We start from the raw sequence: 22,078 nt of genomic DNA on the forward strand, positions 1-22,078 counted from the left end.
CTAGGCGCTAATGTCTTTCAATAGGCATTGCCCGCTTGCGGACAGATTGTTTCCACTTGGGAGGAAGCCGGCCTGCTCGGTAGGCTGGCAGGGTGAGTGAACTATTGATTTACCGTAACCCGGATCGGGGAGCGCGTTGGACGGCGGCCTCGCCTACGAACGCTCTTTCGGTAGCGGTAACTGGAGGTATCGGATCCGGTAAATCCACGGCGGTACACACTTTAAGAGCTTTAGGGGCTAAGACTTGCAGCGCCGATGAACTGGCAGGGGAGGCGCTGGTGGATTTAGCGCCCGATATTGCCCGCGCTTTTGATCATCCCGAGTGGGAAAGTGGTGTTGATCGCAGCGCCCTCGCCGCGATCGTATTTAATAATCCCGATGCCCGCCTGCTCCTAGAATCCATAACTCATCCCTATATCACGTTCCTTTCCGATCGTTTCTTTGCCTCCCTCACTCCAGGAGATATCGGCATTTACGATATTCCGTTGCTAGCCGAGAATCCGAACGCGCGGGCTTTTGACGTGATTGTGGCAGTGACTGCGCCCCTTAAGCAGCGCTACCAGCGCCTGCAAGAGCGTTCCGGTTTAGAACCGGAACAAGTCGACGCCCGGATCGCCGCCCAAGCCAGTGAAGAACAGCGCCGCGCGATTGCTAACTTTGAACTGGTAAATGACACTACCCGCGAAGATCTGCGGCGCACGATTGCCTCAGAGTTATGGCCCGAGCTACGCCGCCTGGCCGATGGAGAAAACTGATTACGTAAGGAATCAATCGACTTTTCCTCGTCCGGCATCGGTGTGGGCAACTGGACGAGCACCCCGGGGAGGCTGCTAGATTATACAGGTGACAACTTTAGAAAAATCTGAAAAAACTGTTCCCTCAAAGTCCCCAGCCATCGACCAAAAAACCCCTTCGCTGGTCCGCGGTGCCGCAACTTTCGCGCGCAGCCCGCGCGGCCTGTTTGATATTTGCGTTATTTTCTTTGTGGCGTTCCTGCTAATCGCTAATATCTGTGCCACCAAAGCCATCCAGATAGGGCCGATTGTATTCGATGGGGGAGCCATTACTTTCCCGCTCACCTACGTCCTCGGGGACGTAATCAGCGAAGTCTGGGGACTGCGTGCCGCAAAACGCGCTATCCTGATGGGCTTCGTGATTTCCGTAATGGCCTCGCTGACCTTCTGGGTGGTGGGGATGCTACCCCCCGAAGCCTCCTACCAAAATAACGAAGCATTCCAAAGCGTGCTGGGATTTGTACCCCGGATCGTAATTGCTTCCATGGCCGGATACGTGTTGGGTAACTGGCTTAATGCTTATGTGCTGGTGAAAATCAAAGAGCGGTGGGGCGAGAACAATATGTGGGTGCGGCTAGTGACCTCTACCTTGGCGGGCGAACTAGTAGATTCCATTGTTTTTTGTACTATCGCTTTCGGGGGAATCATGAGTTTCTCCCAGTTGCTGATCTACATTTTCCTGGGCGGCTACCTGTATAAATGTGCAGTAGAGATTCTGTGCCTACCCTTTACTTATCTGGTTATTTCCCGGGTAAAGAAGCATGAGGGGTACGGACTTGACCTTCACTAAAGTAGCCGAGCTACCCGGCAGGCGGGGACGAGCCGGTATTATTCATACCCCGCACGGTGATATTCCTACCCCTGCCTTTATCCCGGTGGGTACCAAGGCCACGGTGAAAACGGTGCTGCCCGAAACTATGAAACAGCTGGGCGCAGCGGCGATTCTATCGAATGCTTATCACCTCTACCTGCAGCCCGGCCCGGAAGTTATTGACCAGGCAGGAGGGCTCGCTCGCTTTATGAACTGGAACGGCCCGACTTTTACCGACTCGGGCGGATTCCAGGTGCTCTCCCTAGGGTCAGGCTACAAGAAAGTACTTTCGGGAGAGTTTACCGGCTCAGGGCGCGCCGATCACACGGTGGCAGAAAGGAAAGAGCGCCACGCGCATGTAGATGACGAGGGCGTGACTTTCCGTTCCCATCTAGATGGTTCCCGGCATCGGTTTACTCCCGAAGTGTCCATGCAGATCCAGCACCAGCTGGGTGCCGATATTATGATGGCCTTCGATGAGCTCACCACTTTGCTGAACTCTCGCGAATACCAGGTGGAATCCCTAGAGCGTACCCGCCGCTGGGCGGAGCGCTGCCTGGTCGAACATGACCGCCTCACCCTCGAGCGCGCCGATAAGCCCTACCAAATGCTGTATGGGGTTATCCAAGGGGCCCAATATGAAGATTTGCGCCGCAAAGCTGCCCGTGACTTGTCGGCAATGGAAGTGACAGGGCGCAGCTTTGACGGGTTTGGCATCGGCGGCGCTTTTGAGAAAGAAAATCTGGCCACCATCGTGGATTGGGTTTGCGAAGAACTTCCGGAAGATAAACCTCGCCACCTGCTGGGACTGAGCGAACCCGACGATATTTTTGCCGGGGTAGAAGCCGGGGCAGACACTTTTGACTGTGTAAATCCCTCTCGGATAGGGCGTAATGGCGGACTCTATGGACGCTATGGGCGCTTTAACTTGACTCGCTCTGAATTTAAACGCGATTTTGCGGCTCCAGTGGCGGGATGTAACTGTTACACCTGCCAAAACTACTCGATTGCCTACCTGCATCACCTGTTCAAAGCGAAAGAAATGTTGGGCTTTACTCTGGCGTCTATTCACAACGAATACTTCACGGTACAGCTGGTACGCGGGATTAGACAATCCATTATTGAGGACGACTATCCGGAATATAAACAGCGCGTCCTCGGCGACTTTTATGGGAGGCAGCCGCTGCGTTCCCACTGGGGATAATAGCAACCTGAGTCTAATCTATGACTTAGATTGCACTTGTCTGTTTGAGGGTGTAGGAGCGACTTTAATTTGAGAAAATATATCTGTAACAAATAAGTACCCTTACTGGCAGCGATCCTGCCGGAGGAGCTGAATAATTGATGTCTACTACCGTAGAGAATTCAACGGATAATGCGTGGCGCACTTTTGTCCAGGGGAAATGGAATAAAGAAATCGATGTACGCGATTTCATTCAAAAGAACTATACCCCCTACCAGGGCGACGCAGCTTTCTTAAGCGGACCGACCTCCAAAACCCAGAAACTCTGGCAAGCGCTAGAGGAAAACTATCTTTCAATAGAACGTCAAAAACGAGTCTTCGATGTCGACACTGATACTCCGGCCGATATTGATGCTTTCGGACCCGGATACATCAGCGAAGAAGATGACGTAATCGTTGGTCTGCAAACTGATACCCCCTTAAAGCGAGCGATGATGCCCAACGGCGGATGGCGCATGGTCGAAACCGCCATTAAAGAAGCCGGAAAAGAAATTAATCCGCAAGTAAAAGAAATCTTCACTCGTTACCGCAAAACCCATAATGACGCGGTATTTGATATTTATACTCCCCGAATTCGGGCGGCTCGATCTTCCCACATCATCACCGGTTTGCCCGACGCCTATGGACGCGGCCGGATTATCGGTGACTATCGACGCGTCGCCCTATATGGGGTAGACCAGCTAATCGCTTGGAAACAGGAAGATAAAGACAAAGTCGCCGACAAGCCCTTTAGTGAACATTGGGCGCGCTACCGGGAAGAACACTCCGAGCAGATCAAGGCGCTGAAGAAGCTAAAAGCCATGGCTGCCAGCTATGGCTTCGATATTTCTGGGCCGGCGAAGAACGCTAAAGAGGCCGTGCAATGGACTTATTTCGGCTACTTGGCCGCGGTAAAAAGCCAAGACGGAGCCGCCATGTCTATTGGTCGTCTCTCGGCTTTCTTCGACTGCTATTTTGAGCGTGATTTTGCGGAAGGCACCCTAGATGAACAGGGCGCCCAAGAAATCATTGACGCCCTGGTAGTTAAACTGCGGATCGTGCGATTCCTACGCACCGAAGCCTATGACCAAATCTTTTCCGGCGACCCCTACTGGGCTACCTGGTCAGATGCGGGTTTCGGGGAGGACGGACGTACCCTCGTTACCAAAACCTCCTTCCGGCTTTTGCAGACGCTAATAAATCTGGGGCCGGCACCCGAACCCAATATCACTATTTTTTGGTCCCCGCGTTTGCCGGAAGGCTATAAAGAGTTCTGCGCCAAGATTTCCATCGAAACTTCCTCTGTCCAATATGAAGCCGATGATCAGATTCGTCGGCAGTGGGGCGATGACGCTGCTATTGCCTGCTGCGTTTCCCCCATGAGGGTCGGCAAACAAATGCAGTTCTTCGGCGCCAGGGTAAACGCAGCTAAAACCCTGCTTTACGCGATTAACGGTGGCCGCGACGAAGTAACCGGCAAACAAGTAGTGCCCGGATATGAAGGTATCGTTGGCGACGGTCCCCTGGACTTCAATGATGTGTGGGAACGTTACGAGAAAATGCTGGACTGGGTGGTGGGCACCTATGTGGAGGCGCTCAACATTATTCACTACTGCCATGACCGTTACGCTTACGAATGCCTAGAGATGGCTCTGCATGACAGCGATATTGTGCGCACCATGGGCTGCGGAATCGCGGGACTGTCGATTGTGGCTGATTCCCTATCGGCTATCAAATACGCCAAGGTCACCCCAGTACGTGACGAAACGGGCTTGGTGGTGGACTACCACACCGAAGGGGACTTCCCCTGCTACGGAAACGACGATGACCGCGTCGATGACATCGCGGCCACCATCGTGCACACGGTAATGGCAAAGATCAAAGAGATTAAGCTCTATCGGGATGCCATTCCAACCCAGTCGGTACTCACTATCACCTCCAATGTGGTTTACGGTAAAGCCACTGGGGCTTTCCCCTCCGGACATGAGGCTGGAACCCCCTTTGCTCCCGGCGCCAACCCGGAAAACGGAATGGATTCGCATGGGATGCTGGCCTCGATGCTCTCGGTAGGCAAACTGGATTACCATGACGCATTGGATGGTATTTCTTTGACCAACACCATCGTGCCCTCCTCGCTGGGGCGAACCAAAGAGGAACAAATCCAGAACCTGGTGGGGATTATGGACGCCGGTTTCATTCCCCAAGACTCTTCCTGCTGAAAAACTCTCTGCCCGAACAGGCTACCGGCGCTTTTATTAGGCGTACACGCAGCTGGTTAGGGCAGAAAAAGAACTAGAAATAATCAAGAAACAAACGAAATAGGAGAAACCATGAGTGTAAAAACTTTTGATGAGCGGCTCGCTTCTATGAAAGCCAATCGTGAAGCCCGCGGGGGAGTGCAAGGTCTCTACCACGCCAATATCAACGTGCTAAATCGCGACACTTTAGAAGATGCAATGAAAAACCCGGAAAAATACCCCCAGCTAACGGTGCGAGTTTCCGGCTATGCAGTTAACTTTGTGAAGCTAACTCGCGAACAACAGCTAGACGTTATTTCTCGTACCTTCCACAACAAGCTTTAAAATTTAATTTTCTGCGCAGGGCGGGTGTCCTCCTTCTGTAAGGAGATGCCCGCCTTGCCTGTAGATAGAACCAGGTAAGCTAAAGATAGGAATAGATAGGGCGAGGCGGGATTAATGGAGAAAACTGGCGGTGTCGAAAATATCAACGTCAGTGCTGATGGGATTACCGGAGAATATGCTCCCGAGCCGTTAGAAGAGCAAGTTCCTCGTACGCGCGGTTCCGGTTTAGGAGCGCTAAGAGAAGCCCCCGAGATGAGCCACTCCCAGCACAACCAGGTCGTCCGCGAAGGCAAGCTAGTTTCAGTGCACTCCTGGGAACTGGTGACTGCCGTAGACGGCCCCGGTACTCGGCTTACCCTGTTTTTATCTGGCTGCCCGCTGCGCTGCCAGTACTGCCACAACCCGGATACTTTCCAGATGCGTTCTGGGCATGCAGTCACCCTTAACGATGTGTTTAAGCTGGTAAAACGTTATCGCGCTATTTTTAAGGTCACCGGAGGGGGACTGACTATTTCTGGGGGCGAAGCCTTAATGCAGGTGAATTTTGTGCGGAACCTGCTGCGACACTGTCACCAGGAAGGTATCCATACTTGCCTCGACACTTCGGGATTCTTAGGTGCCAATCTGGCCGATGCTGATCTAAAGAATCTGGATCTAGTGCTCCTCGATATTAAAAGCGGAGACGAAGCCACCTACCAGCAAGTGACTGGACGCCCCCTTGCCCCTACAATTACTTTTGGCGATCGCCTAGCGGAAGCCAAAGTCCCAGTGTGGGTGCGTTTCGTGTTGGTTCCTGGCCTTACCGATGACCCAGAAAATATTGCAAAAGTAGCACAGATAGCCCGGCGTTGGCCAAACCTGGAACGACTCGAGATCCTACCCTTCCATCAGATGGCTCGGGACAAATGGGAAAACCTAGGGTTGAACTATCAGCTAGCAGATACCCCGGTGCCCACTAAAGATCAGGTAGAGGCAGCAAAAAATATCATGCGCGAGCAAGGTATCCAGCAGGTGTTTTCGTCCTAAACCGCGGTTTCCCTAGCGAGGGGGAAGAAAACGCCAATCTTCCCGGCGCATTTTCGACAGCTCAAACTGCTGGCAGAACTGTCTAGCGGTTTTCACTGGAGCAAACCCAAGAGAACTAGAAAGCAACCCCAGAATCTCAGCGCTTTTTACCCCGCGTTGACCGAGTTCGGTCAAAGTAACTGCCCCATCACGTTTAGCTAAGCGCTCACCCTTCTGATTAAGCACCAAAGGAACATGCACCCATGAGGGCGGGGTAGAGCCTAATAACTGATGCAGGTAGTTTTGCCGGGCAACCGAAGAAAGTAAGTCCCGGCCGCGGCACACCTGAGTTACCCCTTGATAGGCATCATCGACTACACAAACATAGTTATAGGAAAACACCCCATCAGAGCGGCGGAGCACAAAGTCATCAACCAAGCCAGTCTGCGGCCCGTAAACCGCATCTATGAAGGGCAAAGATTGCTGGTTAGTGCGCAGGCGAAAAGCAGGGCCGCGTCCTTTCGCTGCCAATTCTTCCCGCTTCCGCGCGCGCTCGGTCGGGGAGAGACTCCGGCAATAACCCGGATAGGCTCCCGGCGGAGTATGCGGGGCCGAAGCAATTTGTGATAACTCCCGACGCGAACAGTAACATTCATAAACCAGCCCTGCTGCTTCTAACCGCGCAAACGCCTGCTCATAACGGCTGCGGCAGTTGGACTGCACCAAAGGATCTCCGTCCCAATCAATCCCGAGAGCCGCTAAATCTGCCAGTTGCAGGTCGCGGAAAGGCTCACGGGAGCGGGCATCTAAATCCTCAAAACGCAGCACGAAACGGCCGCCGCTTTGCCGAGCGAGCGCCCACCCGATGAGGGCGGTGCGCAGATTCCCCAAATGCAAAGCGCCAGTGGGACTGGGCGCATATCGACCAACGAGCGTGAAACTGCCCTCCGCTAGTAGGGTAAGTAGAAACGGCTTCATTTTAATCGCAATGAGCACGTAGGTAGAATAGCCAGGTAATAACTTAATCCGTAACTAGGAGGATCAAACGTGGCAGCACAGGCAGCAGGGCTAATCAACGTCCAGATTGCAGGAGAAACTAAAGAGGTAGCTGCCACTAGCACCGGCCTGGATTTGTGGGGCAAAGACCGCAGCATCGTGGCCATGAACGTAGATGGGCAGCCCTGGGATTTAGCACGTACCTTGCCCGAGGGTGCCCAGGTAGAACCAATTACCGCTGATAGCGAAGCGGGACTAGAAATTATTCGCCACTCCGCTACCCACGTCCTCGCCCAAGCGGTGCAACAGGTTTATCCCGATGCCAACCTGGGAGTAGGCCCTTACATCACTGACGGTTTTTACTACGATTTCGGCAATATCGATCCGGTAACTCCCGAGCTGTTAAAAGATCTGGAAAAACGGATGAAGAAAATCGTGAAAAGCGGGCAGCGTTTTGTGCGGCGGGAAGTAAGCGATGAGGAGGCCCGCCAGGAACTCGCAGATCAGCCCTACAAATTGGAACTGATTGAATCCAAAGGTCACGGGCCTGACCAAGCGGAAGGAGCCAGCGTAGAAGTAGGAGCTGGAACCCTAACCATTTATGACAATGTGGAGCGTTCCGGCCAGTGCGCCTGGAAAGATCTGTGCCGCGGCCCGCATGTGCCTAATACCCGCTATATCGGTAACGGCTTCGCGCTGATGAAATCCTCCGCCGCCTATTGGAAAGGCGATCAAGCCAATGATCACCTGCAGCGCATTTACGGTACTGCCTGGGCTAGCAAAGAGGATCTCGTCGCCTATAAAACTCGTCTAGAGGAAGCCGAGCGGCGCGACCACCGCAAACTGGGACGTGAACTTGACCTATTCTCCTTCCCGGACGAGATTGGTTCCGGCCTGCCGGTATTCCACCCCAAAGGCGCGATTATCCGCAATGAAATGGAAGAATATTCCCGCAAGCGGCATATCGAATCCGGATATTCCTTTGTATATAGTCCCCACATCACCAAGGCTGACCTGTTCAAAACCTCTGGTCACCTAGATTGGTACGCCGATGGTATGTATCCGCCGATGCACCTGGATGAAGAACGCGACCAGGCAGGGAACATCACCAAACAGGGGCAAGACTACTACCTGAAACCCATGAACTGCCCCATGCATAACCTGATCTTTGCTTCTAAGGGGCGTTCTTACCGCGAGTTACCGCTGCGTCTTTTCGAGTTCGGTACCGTGTACCGCTACGAAAAATCCGGGGTAGTGCATGGATTAACCCGCGCGCGCGGATTCACGCAAGACGATTCCCACATTTACTGCACTCGCGAGCAGATGCGTGACGAGCTGGCCAGTCTGCTGACTTTCGTTCTTGATTTGCTGAAAGATTTCGGGCTAGAGGATTTCTATCTAGAACTGTCCACCAAGAATCCCGCTAAGTTTGTAGGCGACGATGATACTTGGGAAGAAGCTACCCGCACCTTGGAAGAGGTAGCGACTGCTTCCGGCCTGAAACTGGTACCCGATCCGGGTGGAGCTGCCTTCTACGGGCCAAAAATCTCGGTACAGGCCAAAGACGCGATCGGGCGTACCTGGCAAATGTCAACTATCCAATTGGACTTTAACCTGCCGGAACGTTTCGACCTTACTTACACGGCTGCCGATGGTTCTCGCCAGCGTCCCGTTATGATTCACCGCGCCCTGTTTGGCTCCATCGAACGTTTCTTCGGGGTACTGCTAGAACACTATGCAGGCGCTTTCCCGGCTTGGCTCTCTCCGGTACAGGTACGCTGCGTACCGGTAGCCGAAGCCTTTAATGACTACCTATTCGAGGTTGCTGACCAGCTGCGCAAACAGGGAGTTCGGGTAGAGGTTGATACCTCCGATGACCGTTTTGGTAAGAAAATCCGTAACGCCTCTAAAGATAAAATCCCCTTTACTTTGATTGCTGGGGGAGAGGACGCCGAGGCCGGGGCGGTTTCTTTCCGTTACCGGGATGGCAGTCAGGAAAATGCGGTGCCGATCCAGCAGGCTATTGCCAAGATCGTTTCTGCGATCGCAGAACGGAAATAGCAGATGACGTCACCGGATTCGACTTCGCTACCATCTGAGGATTCGCGCGCTTTCGGGGGTGTTCCCGATGCTTTCCAACGCCTGTGGACTCCCCACCGTCAGGTATATATTTCGGGTGAAGAACGCCCGCAGACTAAGAAGAGCGAAGACTGCCCATTTTGCGCCGCCCCTGCTCGCAGTGACGAGGACGCCCTCATCGTGTACCGAGGCGAAAAGGTTTTTGCCCTCATGAACCTGTTCCCCTATAACTCGGGACATATGTTGATCTGTCCCTACCGGCATATCTCGGAATATATCGAGCTTGATCAGGATGAGCGCGCCGAATTTGGGGAAGTAACTGCGAGGGCGATTAGAACCTTGAAAAAGGTGGCGAACCCGGCGGGATTTAACCTGGGGATGAATCAAGGCGAAGTTGCCGGAGCCGGAATCGCCGGACACCTGCATCAACATATTGTTCCTCGCTGGGCAGGGGACGCTAATTTCTTCCCTCTGATTGCTCGTACTAAAGCAGTGCCCCAGCTGTTGGGACAGGCACGCGAGCAAATAGCCAAGGGCTGGCAGGAGTAGACAAGGGGTTTTAATGCTTGGAAACCATGGAAGAGGTCTCGCCCGCGCTATTTTTACTTTCCCCGCGAAGCTCTTAGCCAAAGCGGGGGTAACCCCCAATATGGTGACTGTTGCCGGTACCGTAATCAATATGGGCTTAGCAATAGGACTGCTGGCACGTGGTTATTTAGCCCTAGGGGGAATCTTGATTGGGATAACCGCTTTTGCGGATTCCCTCGATGGGGTGCTCGCGCGCCTCACCAAGCAAACCAGTGAGTTTGGGGCGTTCCTTGATTCCTCTTTAGATCGCCTAGCTGACGGTGCTATTTTTGGTTCCCTGCTTTACTGGGCGATTAGCGGAATGGCTCCGGGAGGAATCCGCACCGGCACTATAATCGCCGGGATTTGCGCCCTGGTGGGTGCAGGAACGGTGCCCTATGTGCGGGCTCGCGGTGAATCTGTCGGGGTGGTCGCCAAAGTGGGGATCGGGGAGCGCACGGATCGCCTGGTAGTCGCCCTTGTAGGGGCAGGTATCACTGATCTGGGGGCTCCCTTGGTCTGTTTTCCGGTTGCTCTTTCCTGGGTAGCTATCGCTAGTTTCATAACCGTGGGGCAAAGAATCTTTTACGTCAGAAAGCACCTTAAGTAAGTGAAAACTGGTATTTTTTCTAGTGAGCTACTTGCGCGTTCAGGCTTAAAACTGCTGTCGCAGGTGCCGTTGCCTCTCGCCCAGGGGATCGGGAATTTAATCGGGGAAGTGCTCTACCGGATAAATACTTCGGGCGCTCAACAATATCGGAAAAACTTGGTGCACTTAGGGATCGCCGACAACAAAATCGAAGAAACTGTGCGCCAGGGGCTAAAAGGCTATATGCGGCTTTTTTCCGAAACCGCTTTATTGGGGGGCTTTTCTAACTCCCAGGTGCTGGCGCGCGTGCGGATCGGCGGGGACCGGGAAGCATTACTGGAAGACTGCGCCCGCGGCAGTGTTTGCTTAGCGCTTACCCATTCGGGAAACTGGGATTTAGCAGGTTACTTTGCAAGTAAAGAAGTAATCCCGGTACTGACGGTGGTAGAGAAAGTAAAACCGGAAGCACTATTTCAGGCCTTTACCCGAGTACGCCAGCAGGCTAATATGCGGATAATTGCGGTGGAAAAGGGCGAAAAGCCTTTCCCGAGGCTAGTGGCGGCTGCCGGCGAAAAAAACTACCTGATTCCGCTGCTCGCTGACCGCGATATTACCGGTCGCGGCATCGAAGTTACTATCGGGAAAACCAAAGCTCTGGTCGCAGCGGGGCCAGCAGCTCTCGCCACCAAGATTAACGCCCCGCTTTACTGTGGACATATCGCTTTGGAAAAGTTAGGGCGCGCCCGCAGAGGTGCAGCCGGTTCCCGCTGGGGAATAGTGATAAACATTTCCGGGCCAATAAAGCCAGATAGAGTAGAAAATATGACTAAGGATTGGGCTAGCCGGGTTGGGGAAATGATTAGGGAATCCCCCGAGTCTTGGTTCATGCTACAAAAATTGTTTGTACCTGATCTCGATCCGGAGCGTTTAGCGCGAGCTCGCGAACGCGCAAAGCAGGAGACGCAGCTATGAAAATAGGAATCGTTTGTCCCTATGCTTATGACGTGCCGGGGGGAGTACAGTTTCATGTGCGCGACCAGGCGCAGGAGTTGCGCAAACGCGGACATGAAGTTTCGGTATTTGCCCCGGTAGAAACGGATTATAGCGAGGACGGGTTCGTAAACGCCGGAAAAACTTTCGCGATTCCCTATAACGGTTCTATTGCCCGCCTGGCGTTTGGGCCACGGGTGGCGGCTCGCACGCGTCAATGGGTGACCAGCAACTATTTTGATATTTTGCATGTGCACGAACCAGCCACGCCCTCGGTGTCTCTAATTGCGCTGCAACATGCGCGCTGCCCGGTAGTGGGTACCTTCCATGCTGCCCTGGAAAGATCACTGCTCTATACCCTGGGTAAACCGGTGGTGCAATCGGTAAAAGAGAAGCTCAGTGCGCAAATCGCGGTGTCGGAGGAAGCAAGGCGTACTTTGCAACGCTATCAAGATGGGGATGCCACGGTGATTCCCAGTGGGGTAGATTTCCAGGCGTTCGCTGGGGCAAGTCCCAGCCCCAAGTGGCAACAAAGCGAAGAATCACCAGTATTTTGTTTCTTAGGGCGCCTGGATGAACCCCGAAAAGGGCTGTCGATCCTGGTAGATGCAATTCCGAAGGTGCTAGAAAAATACCCTGCTGCTCGCTTTTTAATTGCCGGTCCAGGCACGGCTAGTAAAGCACGCGCTGCCCTTGAGCCTTTTGGGAAAAGCGTGGAATTTTTGGGTGCGCTTAGTGAGGAAGAAAAAAAGTCCCTGTTTAAATCCGCTACCGCCTATATTGCTCCGCAAACCGGGGGAGAATCCTTCGGGATTGTACTGGTAGAAGCGATGGCAGCTAATTGTCTGGTTGTTGCTTCCTCGATTCCCGCTTTTTCTGCGGTACTTCAGCAGGGCAGACTTGGTGAGATTTTTACTTCCGAGGACCCAAATTCGCTGGCTGAAAAGTTGCTAGCAGTGTGTGAAAATCGGCAAGCAGCCGCCCGGCTAGCAAGTTGTGGACATCAAGGGGCGCGCCGTTATGACTGGTCAATCGTAACTGACCAAGTTTTAGCGGTCTATGAACGCTGCCGGGAGGATAAGCATGAAGACCGCGAGCGCGCCCGCTAGTAAATTTTGTCAGTACTAAGAAGAGAAAAACTAATCTGCCAGGTTAGACTAAGGTTAGCCCCAGAAAGGAGGAACAGGTGAGCCAATCGAATCCCGAATATCTGCCGGATTCCCCCGTTATAGCGGAAATGGGCACCAACTATCCTCCGGTAACCGAACAGATCGTTGCCAGTTACAGTTTTGATGCTCTCAGTTTGCCTGCGGATCCGCTGATTCCTCATCCTGCTGTTTCTCAGCGGGTATCTGCTCAGCCCCTACTGGTTGATCCCGGAGCGGAAAAAGCCAACAGACGTTCGCGCCTGCGCTCTTTTCCCTGGCTAGAATTGCTGTGTTTGCTGGCTGCCGGGGGCGGACTTACCTATCTGGCACTTTTTATTTCTTCGGAAGAATCCATAACCACCACTATTGGGGCGGTATTTGCCGCCTTGTTGCCGATGGCGATCGTCGTAATTGTGATGGTGTGGCTAGATCGCTGGGCGCCAAAACCGTGGTGGTTACTAGTAATCGCATTCCTTTGGGGGGCAGGGATCGCCTCCGTATGTGCGTTGGGGCTTAACACTTTGTCTGGGAAAGCCCTGCAGTCAGTAGATGTTGGTCCTACTCCTTTTCAATCTTTTGGACTGCTGGCCACGATTGTGGCTCCCATAGTTGAAGAGTCGCTAAAAGGTCTCGGGGTAGTAATCATTATGTTGGCCAGGCGCCGCTCGGTGAAAAGTCCTCTCGATGGGGTGGTGATTGCCGGGATTCTGGCCGCTGGCTTTGCTTTCACCGAAAATGTGCTTTACTTTGCGCGGTTTTACGAACAACTCCCGGTAGTTTTCTTTATGCGGGCAATGCTGGGACCTTTTGGTCACACCGTTTACACTTCGATTTTTGGTCTGGCTGTGGGAATGGCGCTTACCCGAATCGCCTCGCCAAAAATGCGTTTCATTCTGCCTGCTTCTGGTCTGGTTTCTGCTATCTGCCTGCACGCTGCCTGGAACGGATTAGCTACCTATTCGGCGCTGCTGTTTGTGGTATCCTATGTGTTTTTCTGGGGGCCGATGTTCATCACTTGGCTAATAATTAACTTGGTGGTGTCGGTGCGCCAACGTAATGCCATCGAAAATGGGCTCCAGGCATACATTGGCGCTGGTTGGATCGATGTGCGTGAAGCACAAATGCTCTGTTCACTGTCTGGCAGGCGTCGGGCTCGGCGGTCGGCGCGTACTATCTCGCCTGCTGCTCGCCGCGCATTGTCAGAATTCCAACAGGCGGCTACCGTCTTGGCGCTTAACTATGTCGCCAGTTCTCACCGCGGACTCTCAGAGGGAATCGAAAAAGAGAATGAGGAAGCCGTGAAGCAGCTACTGGCGGCGCGGAGACATTTTGCTGTTGCCTGTACCGCGGTCGGAGCATACCGGATGGGGCGTTCCTAGAGTGAACTCCGGTTTTCATCTGTCGCGTCCTATCCCGAATCCTTTTCCGCCTAAGGCAGGAAATCCTCTCGGCTCAGACTGGATGGTCGATGCCGATGGCTACCCGGGACGCCACGCTGCCAGGGTAGTGGTCATTGATTCCTTAGAGCGCCTCCTCTTAATCAGTGGCCATGATTTTTCTGACCCTACCCATCGCTGGTGGTTCACCCCCGGAGGAGGGATTGAGGACGGAGAAACCCGCGCGCAGGCTGCCCTGCGAGAACTCAAAGAGGAAACCGGGTTAGAGCTGACCCCGGAGCAACTACAAGGACCGGTGCTTTACCGCGAATCCCTATTAAAATTTCGCAAACTGTGGGCTATCCAGGCAGAACATTTTTTCTTAGTGCGTTTAGACGAGGAAGGTCCCCAGATTGTTACCGCTGATTGGACGTCCTCGGAAAAAAAGCTTTTAGAAGCGGTTCGCTGGATTCGGCTGGACGAACTGACGCACTTGGCGCAGCGAGAAACTATCTACCCCAATTGTCTGCCTGACTTGGCGCAGCGCTGGCTAAGCGGGTGGGATGGCCACCTAGAGACCGTCTATGATTAAGCCTATTTAGACGGTTAGGGTGCAAAAGCGCTAAAATCAGGCTTGGTATTTCGAAATTTAATTGCGCGAGAGGAACTTAAGGAGAGCGAATGTCGGGTCACTCAAAGTGGGCTACCACCAAGCATAAGAAAGCGGCAATCGATGCTAAACGGGGCAAACTATTTGCCCGGTTGATTAAGAATATCGAGGTAGCAGCCCGTACTGGCGGCGGAGATCCGGCGGGAAACCCCACCTTATTTGATGCGATCCAAAAAGCGAAAAAGAACTCGGTACCGGCCGATAACATCAAACGGGCAGTTAACCGCGGCTCTGGTGCAGAAGCAGGCGGAGCGGACTGGCAAACCATCTCCTATGAAGGTTATGGACCTGGCGGGGTAGCAATGCTGGTAGAGTGCCTTACCGATAATAAGAACCGCGCTGCCGCCGATGTGCGTACTGCCTTCAGTAAGAACGGCGGTAGCTTGGCTGATCCGGGCTCAGTTTCCTACCTATTTAACCGGATTGGTGCTATTGAAGTCGCCAAAGCCGAGGGCGTGGATGAGGACACCATTTTGATGGCGGTTCTAGATGCAGGCGCCGAAGAGGTCGAGGAAGGCGCGGAAGCTTTCACGATCGTTTGTGATCCCACAAATCTGGTTGAGGTGCGTAAGGGTCTGCAAGAGGCGGGTATTGACTACGACTCGGCAGAAACCCAGTGGAAAGCCACTACGCAAGCAGAGCTGGATCTGGCTAAATACCGCCAAGTTATGCGGCTTATCGATGCCCTAGAAGACAGCGATGACGTACAGGACGTATTCACTAATCTCTCGGTAAGCCCCGAGGTACAAGCCCAATACGAGGAAGAAGAATAGGCAGCATCTTTGCGGATTATCGGGATTGACCCCGGTCTTACTCGCTGCGGGATCGGGATCATTGATATGGATTCGCAGCGACGCGCCCAACTGGTGCATGTCGAGGTCGCCCGGTCTCCGCAAAATATGGCTTCCCATTTCCGCCTAGATAGGATTCGCCGCCGGATTGCGGCAGCTATTGAGCAGCACCATCCGGAAGTCATGTCGATTGAGCGGGTGTTTGCGCAAGACAATGTGCAATCAGTTACCTCCACCATGTGGGTGATGGGCATAGCTATGAGCGAAGCCGCCGCCCACAAACTACCGCTAGCGATCCACACCCCCTCGGAAGTCAAAGCCGCAGTTACCGGCTCGGGGGTAGCTGATAAAGCGCAAGTGCAACATATGGTGCAACGGATTTTGCGGATGGAAAAAGTGGTACGGCCTGCCGATGCTGCCGATGCTTTAGCGATCGCGATTTGTCATGGTTGGCGCCGAGACGGCCTACAGGGAGCGAGTCGGGATGGCACGGTTAACGTTTCCTTATCAGGCAAGATTTCTGCCCGCGGAGCTCTTACCCCCGCCCAAAAACTGTGGGCACAGGCGCAAGCGGCAAGCCGTCGTACCGGGGCGGTTGATCCGCGGCTTAGGCGAAATAAGAGCAAGTAGGATAGCGTTTATTACGTAGCCAGCTAGCGGAGATTCTGTATGATTACGCATTTATCAGGAACCATTGAGGAAGTAAGGCTAGATAAAGCCGTTATTGACGTGTCCGGTGTGGGCTATAGTTTCTTTGCCACCCCCGCCACTTTGTCTACCTTGACTGCGGGACAAGAGGCTAAAATTTTAACCCACTTGGTGGTGAGGGAAGATGCCTGGTTACTTTTCGGTTTCGCGGGAAGTGATGAGCGCGATATTTTCTCTACGCTAATCACGGTTTCTGGGATCGGCCCGAAGTTGGCATTGGCGGCTCTGGCGGTGTTTAGTCCCGATGAATTGCGGGCAGCGGTTTCTAGCGGTGACTTGGCGGCGCTCACCCAGATTCCGGGGGTAGGTAAGAAATCTGCGCAAAGAATCCTGGTAGAAATTGGGGATAAACTGGGCGAACCTGCCGCGGGAGAGACCGGCTCTACCGCCGGTATTGGCAGCGCCGAACGCGAAGAAGTCTGCCATGCCCTCGAACAGCTCGGCTGGCGAACCCCGCTGGCACAAAAAGCAGTTAAAGAAGCGGCCGAAGCTAATCCGCAAGCGCCAGTGCCAGAGCTTTTACGTGCCGCCTTACAATTGCTGGGCAAGCATCACGTATAGGGGAGCAAGGTGGAAGAAACAAACGAATGGACGATTAGCTCTCCGGTAGGGCCGGGAGCGGATGAGGTCGAGCGAGCCGCCGAGGCAGCGCTGCGTCCGAAAGATCTGGACTCTTTCGTAGGGCAAGAAAAAATCCGCCGGCAGTTAGATTTGGTACTCAAAGCGGCCATCGGGCGGGGAGCTACCCCTGACCATGTGCTTTTAGCGGGGCCGCCTGGTTTAGGAAAAACTACCTTGGCGATGATTATTGCCCACGAAACCGGGACTTCTCTGCGGCTGACCTCCGGGCCGGCGATTCAACACGCGGGAGATTTAGCTGCGATTCTTTCTGCCCTGCAAGAGGGCGACGTGCTGTTTATTGACGAGATTCACCGTTTAGCGCGCACCGCCGAAGAAATGCTCTACCTGGCGATGGAAGATTTTCGCGTCGATGTGGTGGTGGGTAAAGGGCCAGGTGCGACCTCGATTCCCCTGACGCTGCCGCCGTTTACAGTCGTGGGCGCTACTACTCGATCTGGGCTGCTACCTGCACCTTTGCGGGATCGTTTTGGTTTTACTGCCCATTTGGACTATTACAGCACCGCCGAATTAGAACAAGTATTGACCAGGTCGGCCAGGCTTATGGAAGCGGAACTGGATCCGCAGGCAGCCTCAGAAATGGCGGCGCGGTCGCGCGGAACCCCCCGAATTGCTAACCGTTTGCTGCGCCGAGTAATCGACTATGCCCAGGTGCATGGAGACGGTACCCTCTCTCTGGAAGCCGCTAAAGCCGCCCTCGACCTGTTCGAGGTAGACCCGGCCGGTTTAGATCGTCTGGATCGCTCGGTCTTAGAGGCTTTATGTAAACGCTTTGCCGGCGGACCGGTGGGACTGACCACTTTGGCCGTCTCCGTGGGGGAGGAACCGGAAACCGTAGAAACTGTTTCGGAGCCTTACCTGGTTCGGGAGGGCTTCATTGCGCGGACTCCTCGCGGCAGAGTAGCTACCGATAGTGCGTTTCTTCACCTGGGGATCACTGCCTCAAATCGAGGGGCGGACGCCTCACTTTTTGACTTGCCGGGAAGCGAATCAGGGGGCAACTGGTCACAAAACCGCCCAAAACCGGCTACGAAAGATGAAACAGACGTCCTTTAACGCTTAGAATCATTAAGGTTAAAGATTTTTAGACTGGAAGGTTGACAATGGGAAGCGGAGTACTTCTAGCCGTCATCGGCGCGTTCTTATTGATGATGATTTTTTCTTCACGCAATGCCAAGAAGAAGCAGGCAGAGCAGCGCGACAAACTGGCTAACGATATGGTGCCCGGCGCCTGGGTGATGACCACCTCAGGTTTTTATGGCCGTTACGTAGAAACCGATGGGGACGTAATCGTGCTCGAAACCTCGGATGGAACCGAAACCCTGTGGACATCCCGGGCGATTGTCAGCGTAGGAAACCCGCCGTTCGCCCCCGATGCTGCGGATACTAACACCGAGGACGCCAGCGCAGATAAAGCAGATAACGACGAAGAGGCTAAGGAACTGCAGGAAGATTCTCCGACAGAAGAGAATCCAGTTGACGAGAAAAAAGACGAGGCTGCTCCCTCTGATAACGACTCAAACGAAAATATCTAAATAGCGAAGAATAATCACCGTAGATAACGGAAAGAACAACATTGGCGAAGAAAAAATATCACGCCGGACGCACACTGGCGTTTTTCCTGGTACTTGTGCTGGCTTTGACGGGAACTTTGCTGGTGGGGGTACTCACTAACAAGGCTAAACCGACTCCCTCCCTAGCTCTAGATTTAGAGGGGGGTACGCAGCTGATCCTCACCCCGAAAGCTAACGCTGCTTCCGGAGCCAAACGCGCGGTTACGGCTGAGGATATTACGCAAGCGATTGAGGTTATCCGGCAGCGTGTCGATGCTTCCGGAGTTTCGGAAGCGGAGATTACCTCGCAGGGTAACTCCAATATTTTGGTCTCCCTGCCCGGTAACCCATCGAAAGAAACCTTGGATTTGGTGCGCCAATCTGCCGAGTTGTATTTCCGGGCGGTACTTCGTTCGGCTCCGGGGGTTCCCCAATCGGTGATCGCTCAGCAGGCACAGCAGCAACAAGCCGGCAAGAAGCAGGCGAAGCCGGCCAACATCGATCCGAAAGCTTTCGCTAAACAATTGGCAGATCTAAACCATGACGGCAAGATCAGCGATAAGCCTACCAGCCAGCCGAAAGACAATTCTGATGATGCCTGGATTACCGAAAAAGTCTTGGAAGAATTCTATGCCAAAGATTGTCAGCAAAAGAGCTCTTTAGAGGGCGGCTCTTCCGGAGATATTAAGAAACCGCTGGTAGCCTGCTCTAGCGAAGGACAAGAAAAATATATTCTTTCGCCGGCAGAGGTTTCAGGGGCTCGGATTTCCTCTGCAGAATCGGGTATGGGAACCGGTGCTTCCGGGCAGTCCACCGGACAGTGGATAGTTAGCCTATCTTTCGATAAACAGGGTGCCTCCCAGTTTGCGGATATTACCACCCGGATGATGAAGTACCGTCAGCAACCGGTTCCGGGAGAAAACGGTTTACCGGCAGGGCAAACCAACGACAAGAACCGGTTTGCAATCGTGCTGGATGGACTGGTGGTTTCAGCTCCCGGAGTAAACAACGCGATTACTAACGGTAAAGCTGAAATTTCGGGATCTTTCACCCGCTCATCTTCGACCGCCTTGGCTAACCAGCTAAAATTCGGTTCGTTGCCACTTAACTTCGACGTGCAATCCGAACAGCAAGTATCAGCTACTTTAGGTTCTGACCAGCTGCGTTATGGGGTTATCGCGGGGATTATTGGTTTGATTCTGGTGGTGTTCTACCTGATCTGGCAATACCGCGGCCTCGCAGTCGTAGCCGTAGGCTCCCTGGTGAGCGCGGGAGTACTGCTTTATCTGACTTTGACTTTATTGTCCTGGTCGATGGGGTACCGCCTCTCCCTAGCCGGTATTGCCGGCGTGATCGTCTCGATCGGGACTACCGCGGACTCCTTCATTATTTACTTCGAGAGGATTCGTGACGAGGTTCGTGATGGTAAAGCACTATCTAGCGCGGTCAGTGTTGGTTGGGATCGGGCAAAACGCACGATCGTTACCTCCGACTTGGTGAACGTGCTAGCCGCTTGCGTACTCTACTTCCTGGCCGTGGGCGGCGTGCAAGGCTTCGCTTTCACCTTGGGCATCACCACCTTGATCGACTTGGCGCTAATCTTTATCTTCACTCACCCGATGATGGTGTGGTTGCTGCGCTTTAAGTTCTTCGGTGAGGGTCATAAACTCTCTGGTCTTGATCCGGAACACTTAGGGGCTCAGCGCGGCACCTATCGCTATGTAGGCGCGGGGCAAGTACGGAAGATTCGCTCTGTTTACAAAACTAAGCCGGAAGAGGACGCCGAAAAGTCAGATAATGACAAAGCTGAGGAGCCAGCCGCGGAAAAAGCGGATTCGAACAAGGATGATGCTGCCACAGATGAGTTAGCGAAAGTATCCGCGACGGACCAGGAGGAAGAGAAGTGAGTTTCGCAAGTTGGGGTAACGCCCTCTATTCTGGTCGCAAATCTTACCGGTTTATTGATAACCGTAAATACCTGCTGATTGCGGGGGCGGCGCTAATGCTGATTTCGGTACTGACTATGTCGGTACTGGGGTTGGAGCGTTCCATTGATTTTAAGGGCGGAACCGAGTTTACGGTTTCTTCAGTAGCCGGTCGAGATCAGGCTCCCGCGCAAAAAGTAGTAAATACGAATCCTAAATTGAAGGGGTCTTCGGTTAACTCGGTGGGTGCCTCTTCGATTCGGGTGCAATCTGTTTCGCTAGATGTCAGTGATAAACGCCAGGTGGTTTCGGATCTAGCTAAAGCCTATAACGTGCCAGAAGCCAAAGTAGCGGCGACTACGATTGGGCCGTCTTGGGGTGCGGACGTGACCTATAAAGCGCTGCAATCTTTGGTGATTTTCTTTGTTCTGGTAGCCCTGATGCTGTGGGCATACTTTAGAACCTGGACGATGGCGTTCTCAGCGTTGTTCGCACTGTGCCATGACGTGCTAATCACCGGTCTGGTTTTGGCACTGACTCGGGTGGAGATTTCTCCGGCCACTATTATCGGGGTGCTCACTATTTTGGGTTACTCCCTCTATGACACCGTGGTGGTCTTTGATAAAGTTCGTGAACTTTCGGTTGATTTCGAGCAGCAAACTCGCTCTACCTATGGTGAGATTGTCAACCTGGCTATTAACCAGACGCTGGTGCGTTCGATTAACACCTCGGTAGTAGCGCTGCTGCCGGTCACCTCGATCCTATTGATTTCCTGGATCACTCTGGGCGGCGGCACTCTGCGTGATATTTCGCTAGCGCTGTTCGTGGGGATGATCGCCGGTACCTTGTCTTCGATTCTGATCGCGCCCTCTATGCTGATGGTGCTGCGTTCGCGCACCGAAAAGATTTCTTCTCACACCCAAAAGGTGCTGGAGAAACGGGCTGGCGGCAGCGACCAAGTTGAGGGCAAGGAGACAGAGCTTTCCCGGGTGGCACAGCCGCTGAAAGCTGGACATCACCAGGGACAACAGGCGCAACCAAAACGTACTCCCAGGAGCAAACGATGATAAACCCCAAACTCGCTCCCTTAGGAAAAATTATTCGCGATAACCTGCGCGATGTACCGGACTTTCCGCAAACCGGGGTACTCTTTCGGGATATTTCCCCGCTGCTGGCTAACGGGGAAGCGTTTTCCCAGCTGGTGAAAGGGCTAGCCGACTTTTATCGAGGTCGGGTTGATTTAGTTGCCGGTCTGGAGTCTCGCGGATTCTTGATTGCGGCTCCAGTCGCGGTCGAACTAGGGCTAGGTACCTTAATGATTCGCAAAGCTGGGAAACTTCCCGGCCCGGTAATCGGGATCGACTACGGCCTCGAGTATGGCAAATCCCGGATGGAACTGCAGCCGGATTCTATTAAAGAGGGTGCGCGGGTTTTGGTGCTCGATGACGTTTTGGCTACAGGTGGCACCGTAAATGCTTCGGCGGCATTGATCAAACGTGCGGGTGGAGTCGTAGAATCGGTGTGCGTTTTGATGGAGCTGGAAGAACTAGATGGTCGCGCGCATATCGGCGACCTAGAATGCGAAGCCCTCACTCTGATCTAGCGTATTTACCTCTCTTTCCCTTTTCATTGG

The 22,078-nt window shown here is 53.5% G+C and carries 22 protein-coding genes; 21 read left to right on the forward strand and 1 reads right to left on the reverse strand.

The window, feature by feature from the left end:
- The first annotated feature begins 92 nt into the window (after positions 1-92).
- The 6 genes from coaE to pflA all read left to right on the forward strand — a co-directional run bounded on the left by coaE (position 93) and on the right by pflA (position 6,435).
- Positions 93-755, forward strand: coding sequence for a dephospho-CoA kinase (gene coaE / locus ACZ5BI_RS04055; protein ID WP_316087010.1), 663 nt, complete (start codon positions 93-95; stop codon positions 753-755).
- 160 nt (positions 756-915) lie between these two features.
- Positions 916-1,584 carry a queuosine precursor transporter gene (locus tag ACZ5BI_RS04060; RefSeq protein WP_027723718.1) on the forward strand — a complete coding sequence of 223 codons (669 nt, stop codon included), beginning with the start codon at positions 916-918 and terminating at the stop codon, positions 1,582-1,584.
- Positions 1,556-2,809 (forward strand): tRNA guanosine(34) transglycosylase Tgt, encoded by a 1,254-nt coding sequence (tgt, locus tag ACZ5BI_RS04065; protein ID WP_040765527.1) that lies wholly within the window; start codon positions 1,556-1,558, stop codon positions 2,807-2,809. The genes ACZ5BI_RS04060 and tgt overlap by 29 nt, the downstream gene beginning before the upstream one ends.
- Positions 2,810-2,949: 140 nt before the next feature.
- Entirely contained in the window at positions 2,950-5,046 is a 2,097-nt protein-coding gene (gene pflB, locus ACZ5BI_RS04070) for a formate C-acetyltransferase (protein WP_464896703.1), read from the forward strand.
- A gap of 111 nt (positions 5,047-5,157) precedes the next feature.
- Positions 5,158-5,409, forward strand: a complete 252-nt coding sequence (gene grcA2 / locus ACZ5BI_RS04075) for an autonomous glycyl radical cofactor GrcA2 (RefSeq protein ID WP_022865387.1) — start codon at positions 5,158-5,160, stop codon at positions 5,407-5,409.
- A gap of 114 nt (positions 5,410-5,523) precedes the next feature.
- On the forward strand, positions 5,524-6,435 hold the full coding sequence (gene pflA, locus ACZ5BI_RS04080; protein WP_316086683.1) for a pyruvate formate-lyase-activating protein: 912 nt from the start codon (positions 5,524-5,526) through the stop codon (positions 6,433-6,435).
- A gap of 12 nt (positions 6,436-6,447) precedes the next feature.
- On the opposite strand, the gene gluQRS is transcribed toward pflA, so the two are convergent.
- A complete protein-coding gene (gene gluQRS / locus ACZ5BI_RS04085) occupies positions 6,448-7,410 on the reverse strand; it encodes a tRNA glutamyl-Q(34) synthetase GluQRS (RefSeq protein WP_464896704.1) in 963 nt (320 codons plus the stop codon).
- A 51-nt stretch (positions 7,411-7,461) separates the two neighbouring features.
- Between gluQRS and thrS the strand changes: the two genes are divergently transcribed.
- The 15 genes from thrS (at position 7,462) to ACZ5BI_RS04160 (ending at position 22,048) form a co-directional block, all read left to right on the forward strand.
- Positions 7,462-9,471 carry a threonine--tRNA ligase gene (thrS, locus tag ACZ5BI_RS04090; RefSeq protein ID WP_464896705.1) on the forward strand — a complete coding sequence of 670 codons (2,010 nt, stop codon included), beginning with the start codon at positions 7,462-7,464 and terminating at the stop codon, positions 9,469-9,471.
- 3 nt (positions 9,472-9,474) lie between these two features.
- Positions 9,475-10,038 (forward strand): HIT family protein, encoded by a 564-nt coding sequence (locus ACZ5BI_RS04095; protein WP_464896706.1) that lies wholly within the window; start codon positions 9,475-9,477, stop codon positions 10,036-10,038.
- 13 nt (positions 10,039-10,051) lie between these two features.
- Positions 10,052-10,666 (forward strand): phosphatidylinositol phosphate synthase, encoded by a 615-nt coding sequence (gene pgsA / locus ACZ5BI_RS04100; protein WP_464896707.1) that lies wholly within the window; start codon positions 10,052-10,054, stop codon positions 10,664-10,666.
- Entirely contained in the window at positions 10,667-11,617 is a 951-nt protein-coding gene (locus ACZ5BI_RS04105) for a phosphatidylinositol mannoside acyltransferase (RefSeq protein WP_464896708.1), read from the forward strand.
- Positions 11,614-12,744: a glycosyltransferase family 4 protein gene (locus ACZ5BI_RS04110; protein WP_464896709.1), complete on the forward strand. Its 1,131-nt coding sequence runs from the start codon at positions 11,614-11,616 to the stop codon at positions 12,742-12,744. The genes ACZ5BI_RS04105 and ACZ5BI_RS04110 overlap by 4 nt, the downstream gene beginning before the upstream one ends.
- Positions 12,745-12,821: 77 nt before the next feature.
- Positions 12,822-14,162: a PrsW family intramembrane metalloprotease gene (locus ACZ5BI_RS04115; RefSeq protein ID WP_464896710.1), complete on the forward strand. Its 1,341-nt coding sequence runs from the start codon at positions 12,822-12,824 to the stop codon at positions 14,160-14,162.
- Position 14,163: 1 nt separating this feature from the next.
- Entirely contained in the window at positions 14,164-14,751 is a 588-nt protein-coding gene (locus ACZ5BI_RS04120; RefSeq protein ID WP_464896711.1) for an NUDIX hydrolase, read from the forward strand.
- A gap of 89 nt (positions 14,752-14,840) precedes the next feature.
- Positions 14,841-15,602 (forward strand): YebC/PmpR family DNA-binding transcriptional regulator, encoded by a 762-nt coding sequence (locus ACZ5BI_RS04125; RefSeq protein WP_024058919.1) that lies wholly within the window; start codon positions 14,841-14,843, stop codon positions 15,600-15,602.
- Between the two features lie 9 nt (positions 15,603-15,611).
- Positions 15,612-16,250, forward strand: a complete 639-nt coding sequence (ruvC, locus tag ACZ5BI_RS04130) for a crossover junction endodeoxyribonuclease RuvC (RefSeq protein WP_464896712.1) — start codon at positions 15,612-15,614, stop codon at positions 16,248-16,250.
- Between the two features lie 39 nt (positions 16,251-16,289).
- Complete coding sequence (gene ruvA, locus ACZ5BI_RS04135; protein WP_464896713.1) at positions 16,290-16,889, forward strand: Holliday junction branch migration protein RuvA; 600 nt, start codon at positions 16,290-16,292, stop codon at positions 16,887-16,889.
- Between the two features lie 9 nt (positions 16,890-16,898).
- Positions 16,899-18,023 (forward strand): Holliday junction branch migration DNA helicase RuvB, encoded by a 1,125-nt coding sequence (gene ruvB / locus ACZ5BI_RS04140; protein WP_464896714.1) that lies wholly within the window; start codon positions 16,899-16,901, stop codon positions 18,021-18,023.
- Between the two features lie 47 nt (positions 18,024-18,070).
- Positions 18,071-18,502: a preprotein translocase subunit YajC gene (locus ACZ5BI_RS04145; RefSeq protein ID WP_024058914.1), complete on the forward strand. Its 432-nt coding sequence runs from the start codon at positions 18,071-18,073 to the stop codon at positions 18,500-18,502.
- A gap of 41 nt (positions 18,503-18,543) precedes the next feature.
- The gene (secD, locus tag ACZ5BI_RS04150) at positions 18,544-20,427 is read left to right on the forward strand and encodes a protein translocase subunit SecD (RefSeq protein WP_464896715.1); all 1,884 of its coding nucleotides are present in this window, start codon (positions 18,544-18,546) and stop codon (positions 20,425-20,427) included.
- Complete coding sequence (gene secF / locus ACZ5BI_RS04155; protein WP_316099292.1) at positions 20,424-21,512, forward strand: protein translocase subunit SecF; 1,089 nt, start codon at positions 20,424-20,426, stop codon at positions 21,510-21,512. Before secD ends, secF begins: the two co-directional genes overlap by 4 nt.
- Complete coding sequence (locus tag ACZ5BI_RS04160; RefSeq protein WP_464896716.1) at positions 21,509-22,048, forward strand: adenine phosphoribosyltransferase; 540 nt, start codon at positions 21,509-21,511, stop codon at positions 22,046-22,048. Before secF ends, ACZ5BI_RS04160 begins: the two co-directional genes overlap by 4 nt.
- Positions 22,049-22,078 lie beyond the last annotated feature (30 nt).

This window comes from Varibaculum sp. GTC20041 (assembly GCF_055387755.1).

Bases quoted from the DNA above. Each gene is read 5' to 3' on its own strand.
- tgt (WP_040765527.1), top strand. From the start codon at position 1,556: ATGAGGGGTACGGACTTGACCTTCACTAAAGTAGCCGAGCTACCCGGC.
- pflB (WP_464896703.1), top strand. From the start codon at position 2,950: ATGTCTACTACCGTAGAGAATTCAACGGATAATGCGTGGCGCACTTTT.
- grcA2 (WP_022865387.1), top strand. From the start codon at position 5,158: ATGAGTGTAAAAACTTTTGATGAGCGGCTCGCTTCTATGAAAGCCAAT.
- pflA (WP_316086683.1), top strand. From the start codon at position 5,524: ATGGAGAAAACTGGCGGTGTCGAAAATATCAACGTCAGTGCTGATGGG.
- ACZ5BI_RS04095 (WP_464896706.1), top strand. From the start codon at position 9,475: ATGACGTCACCGGATTCGACTTCGCTACCATCTGAGGATTCGCGCGCT.
- pgsA (WP_464896707.1), top strand. From the start codon at position 10,052: ATGCTTGGAAACCATGGAAGAGGTCTCGCCCGCGCTATTTTTACTTTC.
- ACZ5BI_RS04110 (WP_464896709.1), top strand. From the start codon at position 11,614: ATGAAAATAGGAATCGTTTGTCCCTATGCTTATGACGTGCCGGGGGGA.
- ACZ5BI_RS04125 (WP_024058919.1), top strand. From the start codon at position 14,841: ATGTCGGGTCACTCAAAGTGGGCTACCACCAAGCATAAGAAAGCGGCA.
- ruvA (WP_464896713.1), top strand. From the start codon at position 16,290: ATGATTACGCATTTATCAGGAACCATTGAGGAAGTAAGGCTAGATAAA.
- ACZ5BI_RS04145 (WP_024058914.1), top strand. From the start codon at position 18,071: ATGGGAAGCGGAGTACTTCTAGCCGTCATCGGCGCGTTCTTATTGATG.
- ACZ5BI_RS04160 (WP_464896716.1), top strand. From the start codon at position 21,509: ATGATAAACCCCAAACTCGCTCCCTTAGGAAAAATTATTCGCGATAAC.